Source organism: Dyadobacter linearis, from assembly GCF_907165045.1.
In the GTDB taxonomy this organism is placed as follows: Bacteria; Bacteroidota; Bacteroidia; order Cytophagales; family Spirosomataceae; genus Dyadobacter; species Dyadobacter linearis.
On the sequence record NZ_CAJRAU010000001.1, the window covers coordinates 1,125,345 to 1,142,565 of the forward strand.

Consider the following 17,221-nt stretch of genomic DNA (forward strand, 5'->3'; position numbering starts at 1 on the left):
GTTCCCATTGAAGTTTCCACTATTGGGATTGTATTGGCGAAGGGCACCCGTTTCTGCTGATATGTACAAATAAGTGAACGGGCAGTATGCTTCGAAGTGACCGGGTTACCACCAGTTCTGTGAGTAATAATACTTGATCGAATCTGCTTGCCCGCCTAGTTCATGCAAGTATTGAGATGCTTGAAGTATAGTAGGTTCTCTTAAAACAATCGTTACCTTGAAGAATCTCTTTCTTCCATCACGGTAATGCATTAGTACAGTCTTAAGCTTTGCGCTTTGAGTTGGCTTTATATTTCCCGCGCGAAAATTTGTGGCAAATAAAGTATCATCACGATAAATTTGATCAGCAACATAACCGTTAACCGAGGAGACTACAAGCTTTTCTGAATATCCAATTTGAGAACCCGTCAGGACTTTTGTCGGTGTTACGACCTTCTCTAAAATCCAGGTTCCTGACACAAGTGAGCTGACAGGGCTGTTGTCAGGTAGTACTTCATCACCTCTCCTGAAACAACCTGCCAGAAGCACAGGAAATGAGGCAATCGAAAGTATCTTTAAAAATGAAGTCGCTCTTATTATACTCATGGTCTGATGCCTGTTATTACGTGTAGATTTGTATTGTAATCACCTTCATCCGGGTTGTATTGCCCGAAAGCATAATATCCATTCGAATCATTACCCCACCCCCAGTTCATATTCAGGTAGCTATAACTCCATTGATTGCACTGTTTAGTAGTGCAATTAAAATCACTGTAGTGATGCTGCAAATAACCGTCGCATAACCAGATATGGTAATCGGCGAAGCAATCCAGGCATGTTGAGCCCCAAAAGATCACCGGGTGGTTTCCATTCAATTCACTTTTGATCAAAGCAAAATTGTAAGCCTCATTCCCGTTGCCCCCATTTGAGAATCCGAAATCCTTTAATCCGCTTTTGACATTTGCCGGCCAGGTGAAAGTGGCGCAGGTTCCCATATAATTATAGCTCGCCTTCGACTTGGAGCCCATCACCTGCATAAGCGTTCCCAAACTAACTTGTCCTGCATTTGTTGCAAAGCATGTACCATTGGAAAATCTTGGCCTCGCTAGATTTGGATGATAAAATTCTTCCAGTTGCGCCATTGCTACAGGTCCACAGCCAGCAAATCTTCTACCGCAGTCATCACAATCACCACCAGAACTCAATTGTGTCGTAGACAAGTGACGTTGGCTCCACTCGGATGTAAGCAGCGGGCCTTTTTGTGTGGAAGTATACTTACATTGATACTGACCATACTGATACCATTCAATGCAATAACTGTCACTAGTTCTAAGCTGGCGGGATAGGAACTTTTGCCACTCTTTTAAAACAATAGGATGAGGCGGGCTTGTATCCCTTTTTGCCTCCCGGATCTTCTCTTTCGCCATTTCCAACCAAAGCGTTACGCCGTTAGGAATATGGTTCGGATCAATGTTCGATTTATCAGAATATGCCAGAACCGGCATTACCCGCAGATCGGCAGAGACGATCATGAAACCTTCCCTTTTCCTGAATATGTATAGTAAAGGCTGATTATCAACAGAATCCAGAATTGCTCGCCTTTCCAGAATTTCATTTGTCCCGGACCCTATTTTGCTTGTTGGTTTTGGGAATGAATCGGTTGACTGGTCTGCTGTGGCAACTTTGGAGGCTTCTTCCATAGAAACCGTAAATTCCATTACTGCTGCTTTGGGACCGTCGCGGTCCGACGATGCTATTTCTAATCTTTGACAGGAAAAGGATACTAAAAGAAAGATTGCGGAAAGTGACCAGCAATGCCGGAAGTGTCGGAATTTTAACATGTGTACAGTTTGTATAGTGAAAGTATAGTCTCAGAAAAGCACTCAGGGATTCCTGCGCTACAAAGTGACGGAGACATTTTTTCACTTCCAACAAGTCACACTTATAACTCTATAAGCAGGACTTATAAGTCTATAACCTACGCTTATAATTTGGCGAAAGAGTTGTGGTTGAAACAGAATTTTTGAATTATTGCAATATTAAATCCTCAAAAAATCACACACTCAAATGAATATTCTTGCAAGTAACCTGCTCACCAGGCGGGAGGAGAAGAGGCTTACGCAAACCTATGTAGCCCTAAAATGCGGCATGTCACAGCCCAACTATTCGGCTATCGAAAGAGGTAAAACCGACCCTAGCATCAGTCAGCTCAAAAAATTCGCAGAGGTTCTCGATACTACGGTCGACGATCTGATATCGGAGAAACCGAGGCAAAACCCTATTCTGGGTCACAAAAATATCCTTACCGAGTCTGATAAGGATATTTATATCAAGATTTTAGAAAATCAGCTGCGCGCTTTGATGGCAGAGAGAAAGAAAGGTCAGTGACCGCCGTGCATTCCGCCCCACTTTTTATCCCTCCCTGGTTTCGGAAAAAATACAGCGCCGATCTGTATATAGACCTGATTTACTTTTAGATAGGATAAGTCGCTGATCGTCACGTTTTCGCCCCTCCATTTTCTTTTGCCCAATAACGGCTGGTGATAAGTTGCCTTCGCACTGAGATACACTTTGTCATTGATTTTTGGCATTACATTCATTTTATAATCCACACCAATGCCTCCGTGCAGATTTACATTGCCGGTGAATAGTTTGACCGCCTGGAATGAAGAAGGATTGCTGACAACCTGGCCCAGCGTGGCATTAGCATTGCTTTTGATATTCATCCGATACAGCATCAAATCCACTCCCAGCGGAATTGTGACGTTCCAGCGCGAAGTATTCACCAGTTTCGGACCACCGTCGGTACCAATACCTATTCCTGATAAATATGCCTTTTTCTGATCTTTATCTGTGGTATAGTTGGTACTGTTCATTAAAATGATCCTTCCTTCGGAAAACCATTTGTCCGACTCAGTCCGGCGTGCCAGTACCAGTGATGCCATTACGTTCTCAAAAGGCTTGATCTGCAGGCGGGATAAGTGGTCGCGGATCACGCGGTTATTCGGAAGCAATCCAATCTCAGCATAAATGGCCATACCATGTTTGAACATCCGCACGGTCGAGTCCGTTTGCGCGCTCGCCAAACCCGCTGTGAAAACTAAAAAAGTGGCAATAAGAAGTAATTTGTTTTTCATACAGTTGAAGTTATGCTTTTGTTTTGTAACGTTGACTGAAACCGATTCTTGCCAAATATGGTTACTTTTGGATAGTTGGTACACCATTTAGAAGGCAATATCCGTACCAACAAATTTCTTCCCTTGAACAAGCAATGAGCGAAAGACCAAAAACCGGCGACGGTGGAATTATACTAACAAATGCAGAGGATCTGATGAACTGGGCGCGGCTTTCGTCGCTGTGGCCCATGGGCTTTGGTATTGCCTGCTGTGCGATTGAAATGATGGCAACTTATGCCTCTAACTATGACCTGGAACGGTTTGGAATCATGCCGAGACCTTCCCCGCGCCAATCCGACGTAATGATCGTGGCTGGCACGGTGACTTTTAAAATGGCTGACCGGATCAGGAGATTATATGAACAAATGCCGGAACCGAGATACGTGATCTCGATGGGAAGCTGCTCAAATTGTGGCGGCCCTTACTGGGAACATGGCTATCACGTTGTAAAAGGCGTGGACAGGATTATCCCGGTGGACGTTTATGTGCCTGGCTGCCCGCCACGGCCTGAGGCTTTGATCGGCGGTTTTATGAAACTTCAGGAGAAAATAAGGAACACAAAAGAAGTGGCTCCCGCGTTGTTTCTCGAAATGGAAGCTGCTGAACCGGTTACTACCTAATATCCTGACTTATGACTTTTCAAGAAATCAGTGCGCTGATCGTTGCGCAATTTCCAGGTGTGGCGATTGACGCAGATACAAAAGGCCCGCAACCTATATTGATCGTGCCCGTCGAGAAAATCGATGCGATCTGTGCATTCCTGCATCAGGACAGCCGGTTGTATTTTGATTTTCTCGCCTGCATTACCGCCATGGATAACGGCCCGGGACTGGCAACTATGGAAGTGATTTATAACCTTACTTCCATTCCCTACCACACCGACCTGACGATTAAAGTCGTATTTCCAAGGAATGCAGCCGACACTGCGCTGCCTTCGGTGCCTACGGTGAGCCACATCTGGCGCACAGCCGACTGGCACGAGCGGGAAGCGTACGATCTGATGGGGATATATTTCGAAGGTCACCCCGACCTGCGAAGGATATTACTACCGGAAGACTGGGAAGGTCACCCGCTGCGCAGAGATTACAATGTCCAGGACCGGTATCACGGGATATATGTGCGGTATGAAGACGGCGGACCGGACCAGGAATTAGTAGGCCCCGACCGCACCTGAAACACCGTTTTGTAACTTCCTGACACAAGGGAATAAAAGAAACAAATTTGGTGGGACAAAAAACGCTGGCTATTTTTCGTTATAAAATTTTAATAGTCACGTGCATGCGCTTCATCCTACTACTAGTCCTCTTTACAATTACCATACAGCTGTCTGAGGCTGCCACTGATTCCCTGATCGTTAAAGGCCGCATTCTCAACCTCAACGGCAGGCTTTACCGGCAGGCGCCTTTCATTAATTTTTCCAGAAACAACATTCTGCAACCGCAGTCGGAGCTGAGTAAACAGGCTCCGCTGGAAGCAGACGGTAGTTTCCGGGTATCGCTTCCGATGTTATTTGCGCAGGAAGAAATTTACCTGGATTATGGCGGCCGGGCATTTACCACCTTTCTGGGATCACCGGGAACGGTTGAAATTACGTTCAATGGGGACTCTCTGAATAAAGCCAGCAAATTATTTTACTTCGCCGGCGTCAATGCAGATGCTAATAACCAATATGCCGCTTATCTCACAGAAGTTGACAAAAAGCTGGCGGGAAGCAAGGCGCTTGGCCAGGATTTCTTTAAAAGCTTTTGGGAAAAAGGCCCGAATGAAGCGAGAAAATCTACCGAACAGCGTACAGCACTCAGGCTAAGCGCCATTGAATCGGCTACACAGAATACCGTCAAATCGCCTGCATTGGTGGAATGGGTGAAATCAAATGCCGACGAAGAGCAGATGCAATTCCTCTACGAGCACGCTTTGAGCAACAGGTACGAGGTAAGTAAGGCATTGCAAGACAGTCTGAAAAGATTGATCACTCCCCCGCTTACCGGTCAGCGCGTGATTTGGGCGAATAGGTTCGGCGACTATGCGGACCTGCTGGTAGAACAACGCAAATTCAGTAACCCAAACCGGACCAATTCGTTACCAGTGCGGTTAATGGCAACTTTGATCCGTAACAATACCCCTAAACTTACCCCCGAAGAAAAACAGCGCCTGGAACAGATCACCCTGAACGGGCTTGCCGAAAAAAGTGAGCTGGATTTCCTGAACAAGCTTTTTGCTAAAAATGAATCTGTCTTGAATCTGCTGTTCAATTTTGAAAGAGAAAACAGGATTTACGGGGATTTGTTTGACAGTACGGCGACCGAGTTTTTGAAAGTGCGCTATTTATCCAAAAACCTTTACAAATACACTTATAAAGAACAGCTCGCACTGAGCAAATACATTCAATCCAGAACCGGCAGCCCGCAGTTCAGCCAGTCACTTGACGAGATCGTGAGGCTGGAAGTGAAGGATAGTGCTGATATCAGGCAGTTTGTAAGCTTTCGGGACGTGAAAACCGATCCGACGGAGGCACTGCCTGGCTATTATCTCACTGCTTCCAACGACCGCGGCACCAGCTGGATCAACAGGATTATTGACGGTTTTAAAGGCAATACCATTTACCTGGCCAAATGGAATCTGGCCGATGCAAGAAGCAGGGAAGAACTGGGTTATATTCCATTGCTGCAAGCCCGCTTACCCGAGAATACAAAGTTCATTTTTGTGCACCTGCCCGGTGAAGATTTTGGTCTTTCGGACGCATTGCTCCGGCAATATGTGATCCGGCACCAGTTAAAAGGCGTACATGTATTCCTGGACAACAATCAGATGATGGACCTGCTGTTCAGGCTGAACCCGCTGGATGCAGCTACTTTTTCGATTATCCGCCCAAATGGAAAGTTCGCCGCGAAAAATGCCCCGGCACCGAGCGCACTGGAAAAAACGGTGCAGGCTATTCTGGAAGCTAATAAATAACGACATTCCTGCTGCATACCTTGATACCTGCAATTACGTTAATTCTGTCTAGTGGAATTTGGTTACCCCAATGTGTAAATATCTGTTGCTGTTTCTTCTACTTACGACCCTTGCATCGGCCCAAAATCCCGATAGCGTGTCTGTTTACAGCAGGGACAGTATCCGTTACACAAACCTGAAAGCACGGATGTCCAAAACCAAGTTCTCGAAGGCGGTTTACAGATTGTTGTTCAGGGACGTATATAATCAGGGTAAGGTTAAGGAAGTAAAAGAGATCGAAACCAATCCGTTCACACCCTATGAAGGGATGGTGATCCGTACAATATATATCCGGCAACTCGATATTATGGGTGAGTCCGTGTACGACACCACACGTAAAGGAAACCGCCTCCAACGATTTCTCAGCAAAAGGCTCCATACGAATACCAGGGAAGGTATTATCCGAAAATCATTTTTGCTCTTCTCCGAAGGCGACGACATTCAGGCGCAGACTTTGAAAGATAACGAGCGTTTGCTCCGGGAAAACCGTACTATCCTCGATGCCCGGATCATCGTAGTGCCGCGAACAGATGTGACCTGGATGGCCGATGTGGTGGTTTTGGTGCAAGATTCATGGTCGCTGAATTTTGCGGGCGGATTCAGTTCTTTCAATAAGTTCAATCTGGCAGTGGAGAATATAAATGTGCGCGGTACTACTCATTCGCAGCGAACGGGAATCCGCTGGAACTCCAATGACACTATTCAGAAATTTCAGTTCAGGACCATTTACACGGTCCCTTATATTGGCAAAACCTTTATAACCGGGCAAGCCAACTTTATTTATGAGCGCGACCTGAAAGAACAATCGATACGACTTTACCGGCGGTTTTTAACCAACGAAACCAAGTATGCAGGTGCATTTGAACTCGGGCATATTAAAGTACAGCAATATAGAAGGCGGCTGGACGATATCGATGTGGTGATCCAGTACCCTACCGAATACAAGTTTTACGATGCCTGGATCGGCCGATCTTTCAAATTCCCTTTTCCGAACAGTCCGCTGGCCAAGAATTCACGGATCGTGACGGCGATCCGTCATAACAAGTATAGTTTCGACGAGCGCCCGCAGGTCGCGCCCGACCTGAATAAGATCTACTGGAACCGCAGTGCGACGCTCGTCAGTCTGGGTTATTCCAACCGTAACTATAAAAGGGACGTTTTGATATATGGTTTTGGTAGAACGGAAGACGTTCCGATCGGGCACCTTTTTGCATTGACGCTCGGCCAGGAAAACACGCAGTTCGGGGCGAGGGGCTATGCCGGTGTTCAATATGCGACCGGCCAATATCTGGCGCATAACCTGGGCTATATGTACGCACTTGCCAATGTAGGTACCTATTCAAAAAACGGAAAAGCGCAGCAGGGTGTGCTCAGCGGCCAGCTCAATTATATTAGTAACCTTATTCCCTTCCGTTACAGCTTTTTCCGGCAGTTTCTCACATTCCGCTACACACATGGAATCCGCCGCGACCCGCTCGACTACCTGAATATCAGTGGCGAACAAGGAATTCGCGGTATAAATAACGATCAGCTGATCGGTACGAAGCGGCTTACGGTAGGCACCGAAACGGTCTTTTTCTCTGACAAAAGTTTACTGGGATTTCGTATTGCCTATTTCGTATTTGCCGACCTGGGGCTCGTAAATGGTGTTTCTTCTTTGTGGGACGGGCCGCTTTACCAGGGTTACGGGTTGGGTCTGCGGTTCCGTAATGAAAACCTGGCTGTCAACACATTCCAGATCAGGGTAGGTTTTTATCCCAATATCCCCGGCAACTCGGCGCCTTGGCGTTTTGGTGCGAGCGGCAACGTTCCGCTCAGGCTGCGCGACTTCGATATCTCTGCCCCGTCGATCGTTCCCTTGCAGTAATTCTTTATAATTTTCTTAAAATCAATACATTAGGTAACAATACCTAAATTTTTGCAGTTATTTCCGCAAACCTTCCCTCCTTTTTCAGATATGTGAATTAACTTTGTGGAATTTTTGGACGTACCCCTCCGCCGACCAGGCCAGGCAACCCCAAAAGTTGTTAGCGTATTTCCTTTATTTCTACAAAAATTACAATCTGCTGTGCCCAAAAATACGAATATCAAATCCGTTCTGATTATCGGTTCAGGTCCCATTGTTATAGGTCAGGCTTGTGAATTTGACTACTCAGGTTCTCAGGCTGCGAGATCGCTTCGCGAGGAAGGAATCGAAGTAGTTTTGATCAATTCCAACCCGGCAACGATCATGACTGACCCGATCAGCGCAGACCATGTGTATCTGTTACCCTTGGAGAAGAAGTATATCGTCGAAATTCTCGAAAAACACAAAGCACTAGGCAGGCCGATCGACGCGGTATTGCCGACGATGGGCGGACAAACTGCATTAAACCTGGCTATCGACTGCGATAAAGCCGGGATTTGGAAAAAATACGAAGTGGAGATTATCGGTGTGGATATCAAAGCGATTGAAACTACCGAGGATAGAGAAAAATTCCGGTTAAAAATGCTTGAACTGGGCGTGAACGTTTGTAAGGGACGCACGGCCAGGTCATTTCTGGAAGGAAAAGAGATCGCGCAGGAAATCGGTTTCCCGCTGGTTATCCGCCCTTCATATACTTTGGGAGGTACTGGTGGCGGTTTTGTGGAGAAAGAAGAAGATTTTGATAAAGCACTGAATTACGGTCTGCACGCATCGCCGGTACACGAAGTACTGGTGGAACAAAGTGTAATGGGCTGGAAGGAATACGAGCTCGAATTGCTGCGTGACAACAATGGCAACGTGATCATTATCTGTTCGATCGAGAACTTCGATCCGATGGGTGTGCATACCGGCGACAGTATTACGGTTGCGCCAGCTATGACGCTGCCTGATACGCTTTACCAGCAAATGCGCGATCTGGCTATCAAAATGATGAACGGGATCGGCAAATTTGCGGGAGGCTGTAATGTACAGTTCTCGGTAAACCCTGCCGACGATATGATCATCGCGATCGAAATCAACCCGCGCGTGTCACGTTCTTCCGCCCTAGCCTCCAAAGCGACGGGTTATCCTATTGCCAAGATCGCTGCCAAAATGGCGATCGGCTATAACCTCGACGAATTGATCAACCCGATCACGGGAAGTACCTCTGCGTTCTTCGAACCGTCGATTGACTACGTAATTGTAAAAGTACCGCGCTGGAACTTCGATAAATTCCAGGGCGCTGACCGCACACTTGGCTTGCAGATGAAATCTGTTGGTGAAGCGATGGGTATCGGACGGAATTTCCAGGAAGCTTTGCAAAAAGCTTGTCAGTCGCTGGAAATACGCAGAAATGGTTTGGGCGCTGACGGCCGCGAACTGCGCGATCAGGAAGCGATCAAATACAGCCTGAAACACCCGAGCTGGGACCGTCTGTTCCATATTTACGACGCATTCAAAATTGGATTGTCTTTCAAAACAATTCAGAACCTGACCAGAATCGACGCCTGGTTCCTGCGCCAGATTGAAGAACTGATCGAGCTGGAACACCAGATCGAAAAGTTTGACCTGGAAGATCTGCCGAAAGAACTGTTGCTTACAGCCAAGCAAAAAGGCTACGCCGACCGCCAGATCGCGCATTTATTAGGAACAAAAGAAAGTAAGGTTTACGACCGCAGAAAAGCACTTGGTATCAAACGTGTTTACAAATGTGTAGATACCTGCGCGGCGGAATTTGAAGCAAAAACACCTTACTACTACTCTACTTTCAACACATCACAGGAATATCCTGATAACGAATCGATCGTAAGCGACCGTAAGAAAGTGGTAGTACTGGGTTCAGGTCCGAACAGGATTGGTCAGGGTATTGAATTTGACTACTCCTGCGTGCACGGTGTACTTGCTGCCAAAGAGGCTGGTTACGAGACCATTATGATCAACTGTAATCCGGAAACAGTTTCGACCGACCCAGATATTTCAGATAAACTTTACTTCGAGCCTGTTTTCTGGGAGCACGTTTTCGACATTATCGAGCACGAAAAACCGGAAGGTGTAATTGTACAGCTCGGCGGCCAAACAGCTTTGAAAATGGCTGAGAAACTGGAAAAATACGGTGTAAAGATCATCGGTACCAGCTACCATTCACTCGACTGGGCAGAAGACCGCGGCCGGTTCTCTTCGCTTTTGGAAGAACTTGAAATCCCGTTCCCGAAATTCGGAACTGTACGTACTTCTGATGCGGCGGTAGAACTTTCGAGAAACCTGGGCTTCCCGCTGCTGGTTCGTCCAAGCTACGTGTTGGGTGGACAGAGCATGAAGATCGTGATCAACGAGAAAGAACTGGAACAGCACGTTGTGAAGATCCTGCACGATATTCCTGATAATAATATCCTCCTCGATCACTTCCTGGAAGGCGCTTTGGAGGCAGAAGCTGATGCGATCTGCGACGGCGAAGATGCTTACATTATTGGTGTGATGGAGCATATTGAGCCGGCGGGTATCCACTCCGGAGATTCGCACGCAGCATTGCCACCATTCGATCTGACAGCAGACGAAATTCGCCAGATTGAAGAACATACCCGCAAAATAGCGCTGGCGATGAGCGTGAAAGGATTGATTAATGTTCAGTTCGCGGTTAAAAATGGCGTTGTATACGTGATCGAAGCGAATCCAAGAGCTTCGAGAACGGTACCTTTCATTTGCAAAGCTTACCAGGAACCTTATGTTAACTATGCGACGAAACTGATGCTGGGAGACAAAAAGATCTCTGATTTCAATTTCAAACCAGTGAAAAAAGGCTGGGCGATCAAGATTCCGGTATTCTCATTCAATAAATTCCCGAATGTAAATAAGGAGCTTGGTCCGGAGATGAAATCGACGGGAGAAGCGATCTACTTTATAGATGATTTGCAGGACGACTTCTTTCAAAAGATTTATGGAGAAAGAAATCTGTACCTGAGCCGGTAGCAGAAGCATTCAGATAAATTTACCGTGGCGTGCAGAGCAATTTGCACGCCACTTTTTTGTTTGTGTAAGTCACCTTCCCTATACACATTTTGTAGAAAAACTTGTATTTTCGGGCACTTTTGTAACTCCTCTTAAACATGCTCAAATTTTACCCCTGCATTATTGCATTGCTCTTGCTTTGCTCTCGTTCTTTTGCGCAGAATAATTCCATTAACATTGACCATAACTATCTTACTTCGTCTGTTTGCGTCAATACAACCTTCAAGCTGCCCGTAATCTCGTCAGGAACTTTCAATGCAGACAATAAGTACACTGTACAAATCCGTAAACTTTACGCGAACAACATCAGTGCAGAAATTCCTGCAGTGCTGGTCGGCGGGAACCTTGAATTCAAAATTTCGGATTCGGTTACATTCGGCAACTCCTACATTCAAATGCGCGCAATTACCTCATCTCCAAAGGCACAGAGCGATTGGAGCTCTTCCATCGGCGTGCATTCCAAGGGACGCGTTGTATTGAACCCTCCCGGCAAATCCGATACCCTGAATGCATACGACCGCGTGGAGATTCTGCTGCAGGGTACCAACTTTCAGGAAGGGCGTGTGACTTTGAGTGATAGCAGTAAGATCAGCATTTACTCGAACGACGGTATTTTTGCTCAACCATATACCCTTACCGTCCCAGCCAGCGGCACTTATAGCATCGCGCATGCGGAGAACTTTTGCGGTGCAATGGAGATAAGTGGAAGTTATACTGCGGTTGTTAACAAAACCTCTGTTAAGACCATGCTCGTCACCCCGTCCGCGCTTTGCGAAAACAGTGAGGTTTCGGTCAGGATATCAACAAATGGAGAAGCTTTCACGAACGCAACTAAATACAAGGTCCGGTTTCTTCGCTATGCAAGCAGCGGGGAAATGCCTGCGGTACTGGAAGCACCTGCCACCGTTGATGGAAATTTACTTAAGACAAGATTTCCATCCAATGCAAATATTAATGTTAATGCGAGTTACAATGTGCAGGTTGTCACGGAAAATCCGGCAACGGTTTCCTCTATTTACCAGCTTCCGATCCAGGTTTGGGCAGCACCTAATGCGACTTTCAATACCCAGAGCCAGACGATCAATTTTGCTGATCACATGCAACTTACGGTCAACATGACTGGGCTACCGCCTTACTCAGTTGAATTTACCGATGGTACGGTATACAATTCGAACAGCTCAACAGCTTACGTGTCCAACTATCCCACAGCAGATCAGAATTATTCAATCAAATCTATCACTACCGGCTGCGGTAAAACGGAGATCCGGGATCCGCAGGTAGTGGAGATCAAGGTCCGCCAGGGAATCAGAATTGATGATTCGCAAAGGCAGCTGATCTGTGCGGGGACACAAGGAAAAATCAAAGTATTGACCAATGTGAATTTTACAGGTTCCTCGCAATTTTTTGTAAAACTACATAATCAGTTCAATGGTGAAACGAGCACATTACCGGCAAGCAAGAACGGCGATTACATTGAATTTGCATTGCCGCCGCGTGAAAGCGGGTACGGAGGTTACGGTTATCAGATCATCACAACACAACCTGCCCTGCAAACAAACGTATCCTATAATGTAGTGCTGCAAACCATGCCGAATGTCCAGTATGCGGGCTTCAATGAAACTTACGTATATGAAAAGCCGCAGATGATTGCATTAAGGTACGGGCTGACAGGCGGCTCGCCTTACAAGATCGAATATGTAGACGGGACAGCCGCTGAATATGAATACGAGGGAAATATTGCGGGTAAAGATTTTTTCCTGAAATCAGATACAGAGTTCAAGATCAAATCGATCAGCAACAGCTGTTTTTCAAATGATAATCCGCGTTCTGTCAACCTTTCAGTAAAATCTACATCCGCGCCCGGGATCTATCTGGAACCGATCAAGAAGGAAATCTGCGAAAACGATAGTATTGAAATTGTATTCGGCACGGTCGGGTCCTTTAATGCAGGAAACAAGTTTTACATTCAGGGTTATGGAAATTGCTGTGAGTTCCAAACCCTCCAAACCATTGAGAGTGGCGGGACTTACAGGGTTAAAATAAAATCAAATTACTCGTATTCAAATAACGGCGGAGTACGGATTGCGTCAACAAATCCGGTATTATTCAGTGAGGTTCAGTCGACTACATTGCAGCAGCCGCTCTCGAACATTACCATTTACCCTGAAACAACTGCCGAAAATCCTACGGTATTCCTTGCCAGCGGAGGCGGGTACGTTACGGTAAGATCGCAGACAAGCAGCATTTCACAGGCAACCTATTCCATTGACGGAGGTGCCGACCAGGTCTATAATTCAACAAATACCGGAAGTAGCTCCATCGAAGTGCCCATTAAATCGCCGGTTGGAAAGATGGCTGTTTACAAGATCAAATCCGTAGCGAATACATGCGGAAGTGTGCCCGTGAACCTCAGTGCGCACCTGATCCCTGCTGCATACCGCATTCAACTTACTTCCTATTATAACAATAGTTACTTCTGTCCCGGCGACCCAATTTCCGTATCCTTCGGGGTGAGTGATGGTCAAGCTTCGTCGGGAGCAACTTTCGACCTGGAATTCACCAAACAAAATACAACTGATAAGACGATTATTGTAAAGGGCGGTGCCGTACCTGCATTGAATGGATTTATCCCGGCAAATCTGGCTGCTGGCTACTATTCTGTTAGGGTAGTTTCATCAGACGGCCCCGTTACTGACAGTTATTCAGTCCAGGTCAGTGAGCCGGCAACGGTTAATCTGGTTACCGAAAACATGAGTGATAATATTACAGTGGAAGCAGGACAAACGGTGATCCTGAAACTGATATTCACCGGCAGCAATCCCTGGACTACAATCTGGCAGGATAATTCTACTGCCAACTACTATTCCGGCAACCAGGAGAATGTTTACGTATATCCGCAGAAATCGCAGCAATATGCAATCAAAATGATCTCAAATGCTTGCGGATACGGTACTGCTTCGGGTTCGGTAAAAGTATCCGTCAAGCCGCGTCTGACCATGCAGTCAAACACATCGTCGGTTTGTCCGGGCAACGCTGTCCGGATCAGTTACAGCCTGGCCGGAGAGGCCGATCTTTCTGATTCATATATCCGTTTTGTACTGACAGACCTTGATAAGAACGCCGAGATACCGCTTGATTCCACCAAAATAATCGCGGGTGATATCAACCTGAACATACCCGCTATACTGACAGGCAGCAGATATCAGATCAGAGGCATGGTAACAAAATATGCCCTAACCTCCGAGGTCAACGTATACGTTACAACCAGGGCAGATTTGAGTATTAGCGGCAACACCACGATTAATAGCGGAACCTCAACGCAGCTTGCATTTAAATCAAGCAAAAGCACGGGATATTTAGAATATACATTATCAGATGGAACCCGCGGCAGTTTTTACGCTTACCCGGGACAGATCAATTACGTCCGCGTGCAGCCCCGGCAAACTACTACCTACACGATTTCCTCGGTTCGGAATGAGTGCGGAGCAGGAGACAGTTTCGGATCAGCAACCGTGGAGGTAAATCCGGTTTCAGCAAAAAGCGTGAGCGTCACGAGCTGGACTTCTCAGAGCAGTGCAGGTTTTTGTACCGGCGACACGATCGCAGTTTCTTACGCTACCCTGGGCACATTCACATCGGGCAATATGATGTCTGTACAAATTTCAGACACAACGGGAAAGAACTTCCGGTCCATTACTACAATTGGAAACACGAACCCGCTCAAAGCTGTACTTCCGGCCGACCTTATCCCAAATGGACAATACAGAATGCGCGTGGCTGCGAGCGATCCGGGAACAGCCAGCGGAGCTTATGAATTTGCAATGGTTGCAGGGCAAAAAGCCAAAGCGCGGTTCGCTTCCGAATCGGTGATTTTTGACGGTAAAAACAATCCTAAAATCACAGTATTGCTGGAAGGCGGCGCTCCCTGGACTTATCAGTGGGGAACAGATCTGCTGATCAACACGCGGCAGACCCACAACCCTACCGACGTAATTGAGCTTTTTCAGGCATCGCCAAACCAGTTTTACAGGCTTTTCAAAGTGTCTAACTATTGCGGATTTGGGACGATAGAAAGTCCTGGAACGGTGAGGGTAGAAATGGTAACCGCCTCCGAGCCTGCTCTTACATTCAAAGTTACCGTAGCTCCCAACCCTGCCCAGGAGGTGCTCAACGTCACATTTGAAAATGCAGCCGCATTGAAAAAAATTATTTTATATGATCTGAATGGAAGGATACTACGGCAATCGGAATCACGTAAAGCTGCTGAAGAGCTCAATATAGCTGCGCTGCAAAGTGGTATTTATGTGCTTATGGTAGAATCAAAAGGAAGAAAAAGCACATTTAAGATCGTAAAACAGTAAACATACTCGGTTTCCCGACTCAACAAAAAACCGGCACTGAAAAGCGCCGGTTTTTTATTTCAAAATATTTTAGTACTACTTAACCTCTTCGTAGTCAACATATTCACCACCTCCAAATCTCGAAGACTGATCCTTGTTCGGGGGAGTATTGTCGACTCTCACTCCATTCCTTGTTTTCTGCTCCTGTTGTTTCTGATGCGCACGGAATATTCTTTCCTGCTCCTTCACCAGCTTCCGTCCTACAAGCAAATGGAAAATGAAGTTTCTAAAAAAAGGGACGAATGCTAACAAAAGCAGGAATATGAGAATTATATTAAATACAAGTTTCATTTTTCAAAAGTTTTCTTCTCTGTATAACGCAAACCTAAGTAAAATAGCACACTAATATAAAGAAAATCCTAGCGAATGAGGCATTCTGGCTGTGGAAAGGTCCGAGCCGGTTATAAGCGGCCCGCTCCGTTTTCACACTACATTTCAATCATTTTGCTGCTTTCAACGACCTTTTCGTAGTAAGATTCGTAGTGCGGCAATATTTTGGCAACGTCAAACTCCTTCGCGCGCGCCAATGCATTTGCTTTAAATGTTGGCAAATTATTATCGTCCAGAATGTAAGCCGCGTGCTTCACCATATCATCCACATCACCTACATTACTTAAAAAGCCGGTGATACCGTGAAGGTTCAGTTCTGGTAATCCGCCTGCATTGGAAGTGATCAAAGGCACTTCACAGGCCAGCGCTTCCAGGGCTGCCAATCCGAAACTCTCTGTCTCAGAAGGCATTAAAAACAGATCGGCTACGGAAAGTACTTCTTCGATCGCATCCAGTTTACCCAGAAAACGAATATCCGAAAGCATATCCAAATCCTTGCAAAGCCGCTCGATACGCGCGCGGTCTGGACCGTCGCCTACTAGTAAAAGCTTGCAGGGAAGCAGTTTACGTAGTTTTTCAAATATCATGATCACATCGTCGATCCGCTTCACCTTCCTGAAATTGGAAGTATGAACGATCAGCTTTTCATCATTCGGGCAGATCGCGAGTTTGAAATGGTCTTTCTTTTGTCTGTTAAAACGATCCAGATCGATAAAATTCGGGATCACTTCGATGTCTTTGGTCACATTGAAATGGCTGTAAGTATCTCTTCTCAAAGATTCGGAAACAGCCGTAATTCCGTCAGATTGGTTGATACTGAATGTAACCACCGGCTCGTAGGATTCGTCTTTCCCTACCAATGTGATATCCGTTCCGTGCAAAGTCGTGATCACGGGAATGTGGATTCCCTGCTGCGCCAGTATCTGTTTTGCGAGATAAGCCGAAGACGCGTGCGGGATTGCATAATGTACGTGCAGCAGATCAAGACCTGCGTTTTGCACCACATGCACCATTTCACTCGAAAGCGCAGATTCGTAGGGCGGATATTGGAATAATGGGTAAGCGGGTATATTTACTTCATGATAATAAAGGTTCTCGTTGAAAAAATCGAGTCTTTGAGGCTGCGAGTAGGTTATAAAATGAACCTGGTGGCCGGCTTTGGCGAGCGCCTTACCTAGTTCGGTAGCTACCACACCGCTTCCTCCGAAGGTTGGATAGCATACAATACCGATTTTCATAATGTTGTCAAAATAGTTAAATGTCCCGACTGCCGTTAGAGTGCGGGCTGTTTCATTTGGGCTAACAACAAATAATCATTTTTTATCCCCTAACCGGATAAAGAAGTGAAGAATTGTCGTTAATGCTTTAAAATGAATAATTTTATCGGCTAA

Annotated in this window: 12 protein-coding genes; 7 read left to right on the top strand and 5 right to left on the bottom strand. The window is 46.2% G+C overall.

Features of this window, described 5'->3' with window-relative positions; translation table 11 throughout:
- Positions 1–105: 105 nt before the first annotated feature.
- Both KOD92_RS04635 and KOD92_RS04640 read right to left on the bottom strand, forming a co-directional pair.
- Complete coding sequence (locus tag KOD92_RS04635; protein WP_215232327.1) at positions 106–585, bottom strand: hypothetical protein; 480 nt, start codon at positions 583–585, stop codon at positions 106–108.
- On the bottom strand, positions 582–1,820 hold the full coding sequence (locus KOD92_RS04640; protein ID WP_215232328.1) for a Spi family protease inhibitor: 1,239 nt from the start codon (positions 1,818–1,820) through the stop codon (positions 582–584). Before KOD92_RS04640 ends, KOD92_RS04635 begins: the two co-directional genes overlap by 4 nt.
- A 226-nt stretch (positions 1,821–2,046) precedes the next feature.
- Here KOD92_RS04640 and KOD92_RS04645 point away from each other — a divergent pair, with 226 nt between their 5' ends.
- Positions 2,047–2,367 carry a helix-turn-helix domain-containing protein gene (locus tag KOD92_RS04645; protein ID WP_215232329.1) on the top strand — a complete coding sequence of 107 codons (321 nt, stop codon included), beginning with the start codon at positions 2,047–2,049 and terminating at the stop codon, positions 2,365–2,367.
- On the opposite strand, the gene KOD92_RS04650 is transcribed toward KOD92_RS04645, so the two are convergent.
- Entirely contained in the window at positions 2,361–3,116 is a 756-nt protein-coding gene (locus tag KOD92_RS04650) for a hypothetical protein (protein ID WP_215232330.1), read from the bottom strand. The two genes, KOD92_RS04645 and KOD92_RS04650, sit on opposite strands and share 7 nt — an antisense overlap.
- A 134-nt stretch (positions 3,117–3,250) precedes the next feature.
- Here KOD92_RS04650 and nuoB point away from each other — a divergent pair, with 134 nt between their 5' ends.
- The 6 genes from nuoB (at position 3,251) to KOD92_RS04680 (ending at position 15,461) form a co-directional block, all read left to right on the top strand.
- Positions 3,251–3,775 (top strand): NADH-quinone oxidoreductase subunit NuoB, encoded by a 525-nt coding sequence (gene nuoB / locus KOD92_RS04655; RefSeq protein WP_215232331.1) that lies wholly within the window; start codon positions 3,251–3,253, stop codon positions 3,773–3,775.
- Positions 3,776–3,786: 11 nt separating this feature from the next.
- A complete protein-coding gene (locus tag KOD92_RS04660; protein ID WP_215232332.1) occupies positions 3,787–4,329 on the top strand; it encodes an NADH-quinone oxidoreductase subunit C in 543 nt (180 codons plus the stop codon).
- 104 nt (positions 4,330–4,433) lie between these two features.
- Complete coding sequence (locus KOD92_RS04665) at positions 4,434–6,110, top strand: hypothetical protein (RefSeq protein ID WP_229254521.1); 1,677 nt, start codon at positions 4,434–4,436, stop codon at positions 6,108–6,110.
- Between the two features lie 136 nt (positions 6,111–6,246).
- The gene (locus KOD92_RS04670; RefSeq protein WP_229254522.1) at positions 6,247–8,016 is read left to right on the top strand and encodes a BamA/TamA family outer membrane protein; all 1,770 of its coding nucleotides are present in this window, start codon (positions 6,247–6,249) and stop codon (positions 8,014–8,016) included.
- A 201-nt stretch (positions 8,017–8,217) separates the two neighbouring features.
- On the top strand, positions 8,218–11,061 hold the full coding sequence (gene carB / locus KOD92_RS04675) for a carbamoyl-phosphate synthase large subunit (RefSeq protein ID WP_215232334.1): 2,844 nt from the start codon (positions 8,218–8,220) through the stop codon (positions 11,059–11,061).
- A gap of 137 nt (positions 11,062–11,198) precedes the next feature.
- The gene (locus KOD92_RS04680) at positions 11,199–15,461 is read left to right on the top strand and encodes a T9SS type A sorting domain-containing protein (RefSeq protein ID WP_215232335.1); all 4,263 of its coding nucleotides are present in this window, start codon (positions 11,199–11,201) and stop codon (positions 15,459–15,461) included.
- A gap of 75 nt (positions 15,462–15,536) precedes the next feature.
- On the opposite strand, the gene KOD92_RS04685 is transcribed toward KOD92_RS04680, so the two are convergent.
- The gene (locus tag KOD92_RS04685) at positions 15,537–15,791 is read right to left on the bottom strand and encodes a DUF4834 family protein (protein WP_215232336.1); all 255 of its coding nucleotides are present in this window, start codon (positions 15,789–15,791) and stop codon (positions 15,537–15,539) included.
- Positions 15,792–15,928: 137 nt separating this feature from the next.
- Positions 15,929–17,068, bottom strand: a complete 1,140-nt coding sequence (gene bshA, locus KOD92_RS04690) for an N-acetyl-alpha-D-glucosaminyl L-malate synthase BshA (protein WP_215232337.1) — start codon at positions 17,066–17,068, stop codon at positions 15,929–15,931.
- Positions 17,069–17,221: the final 153 nt, after the last annotated feature.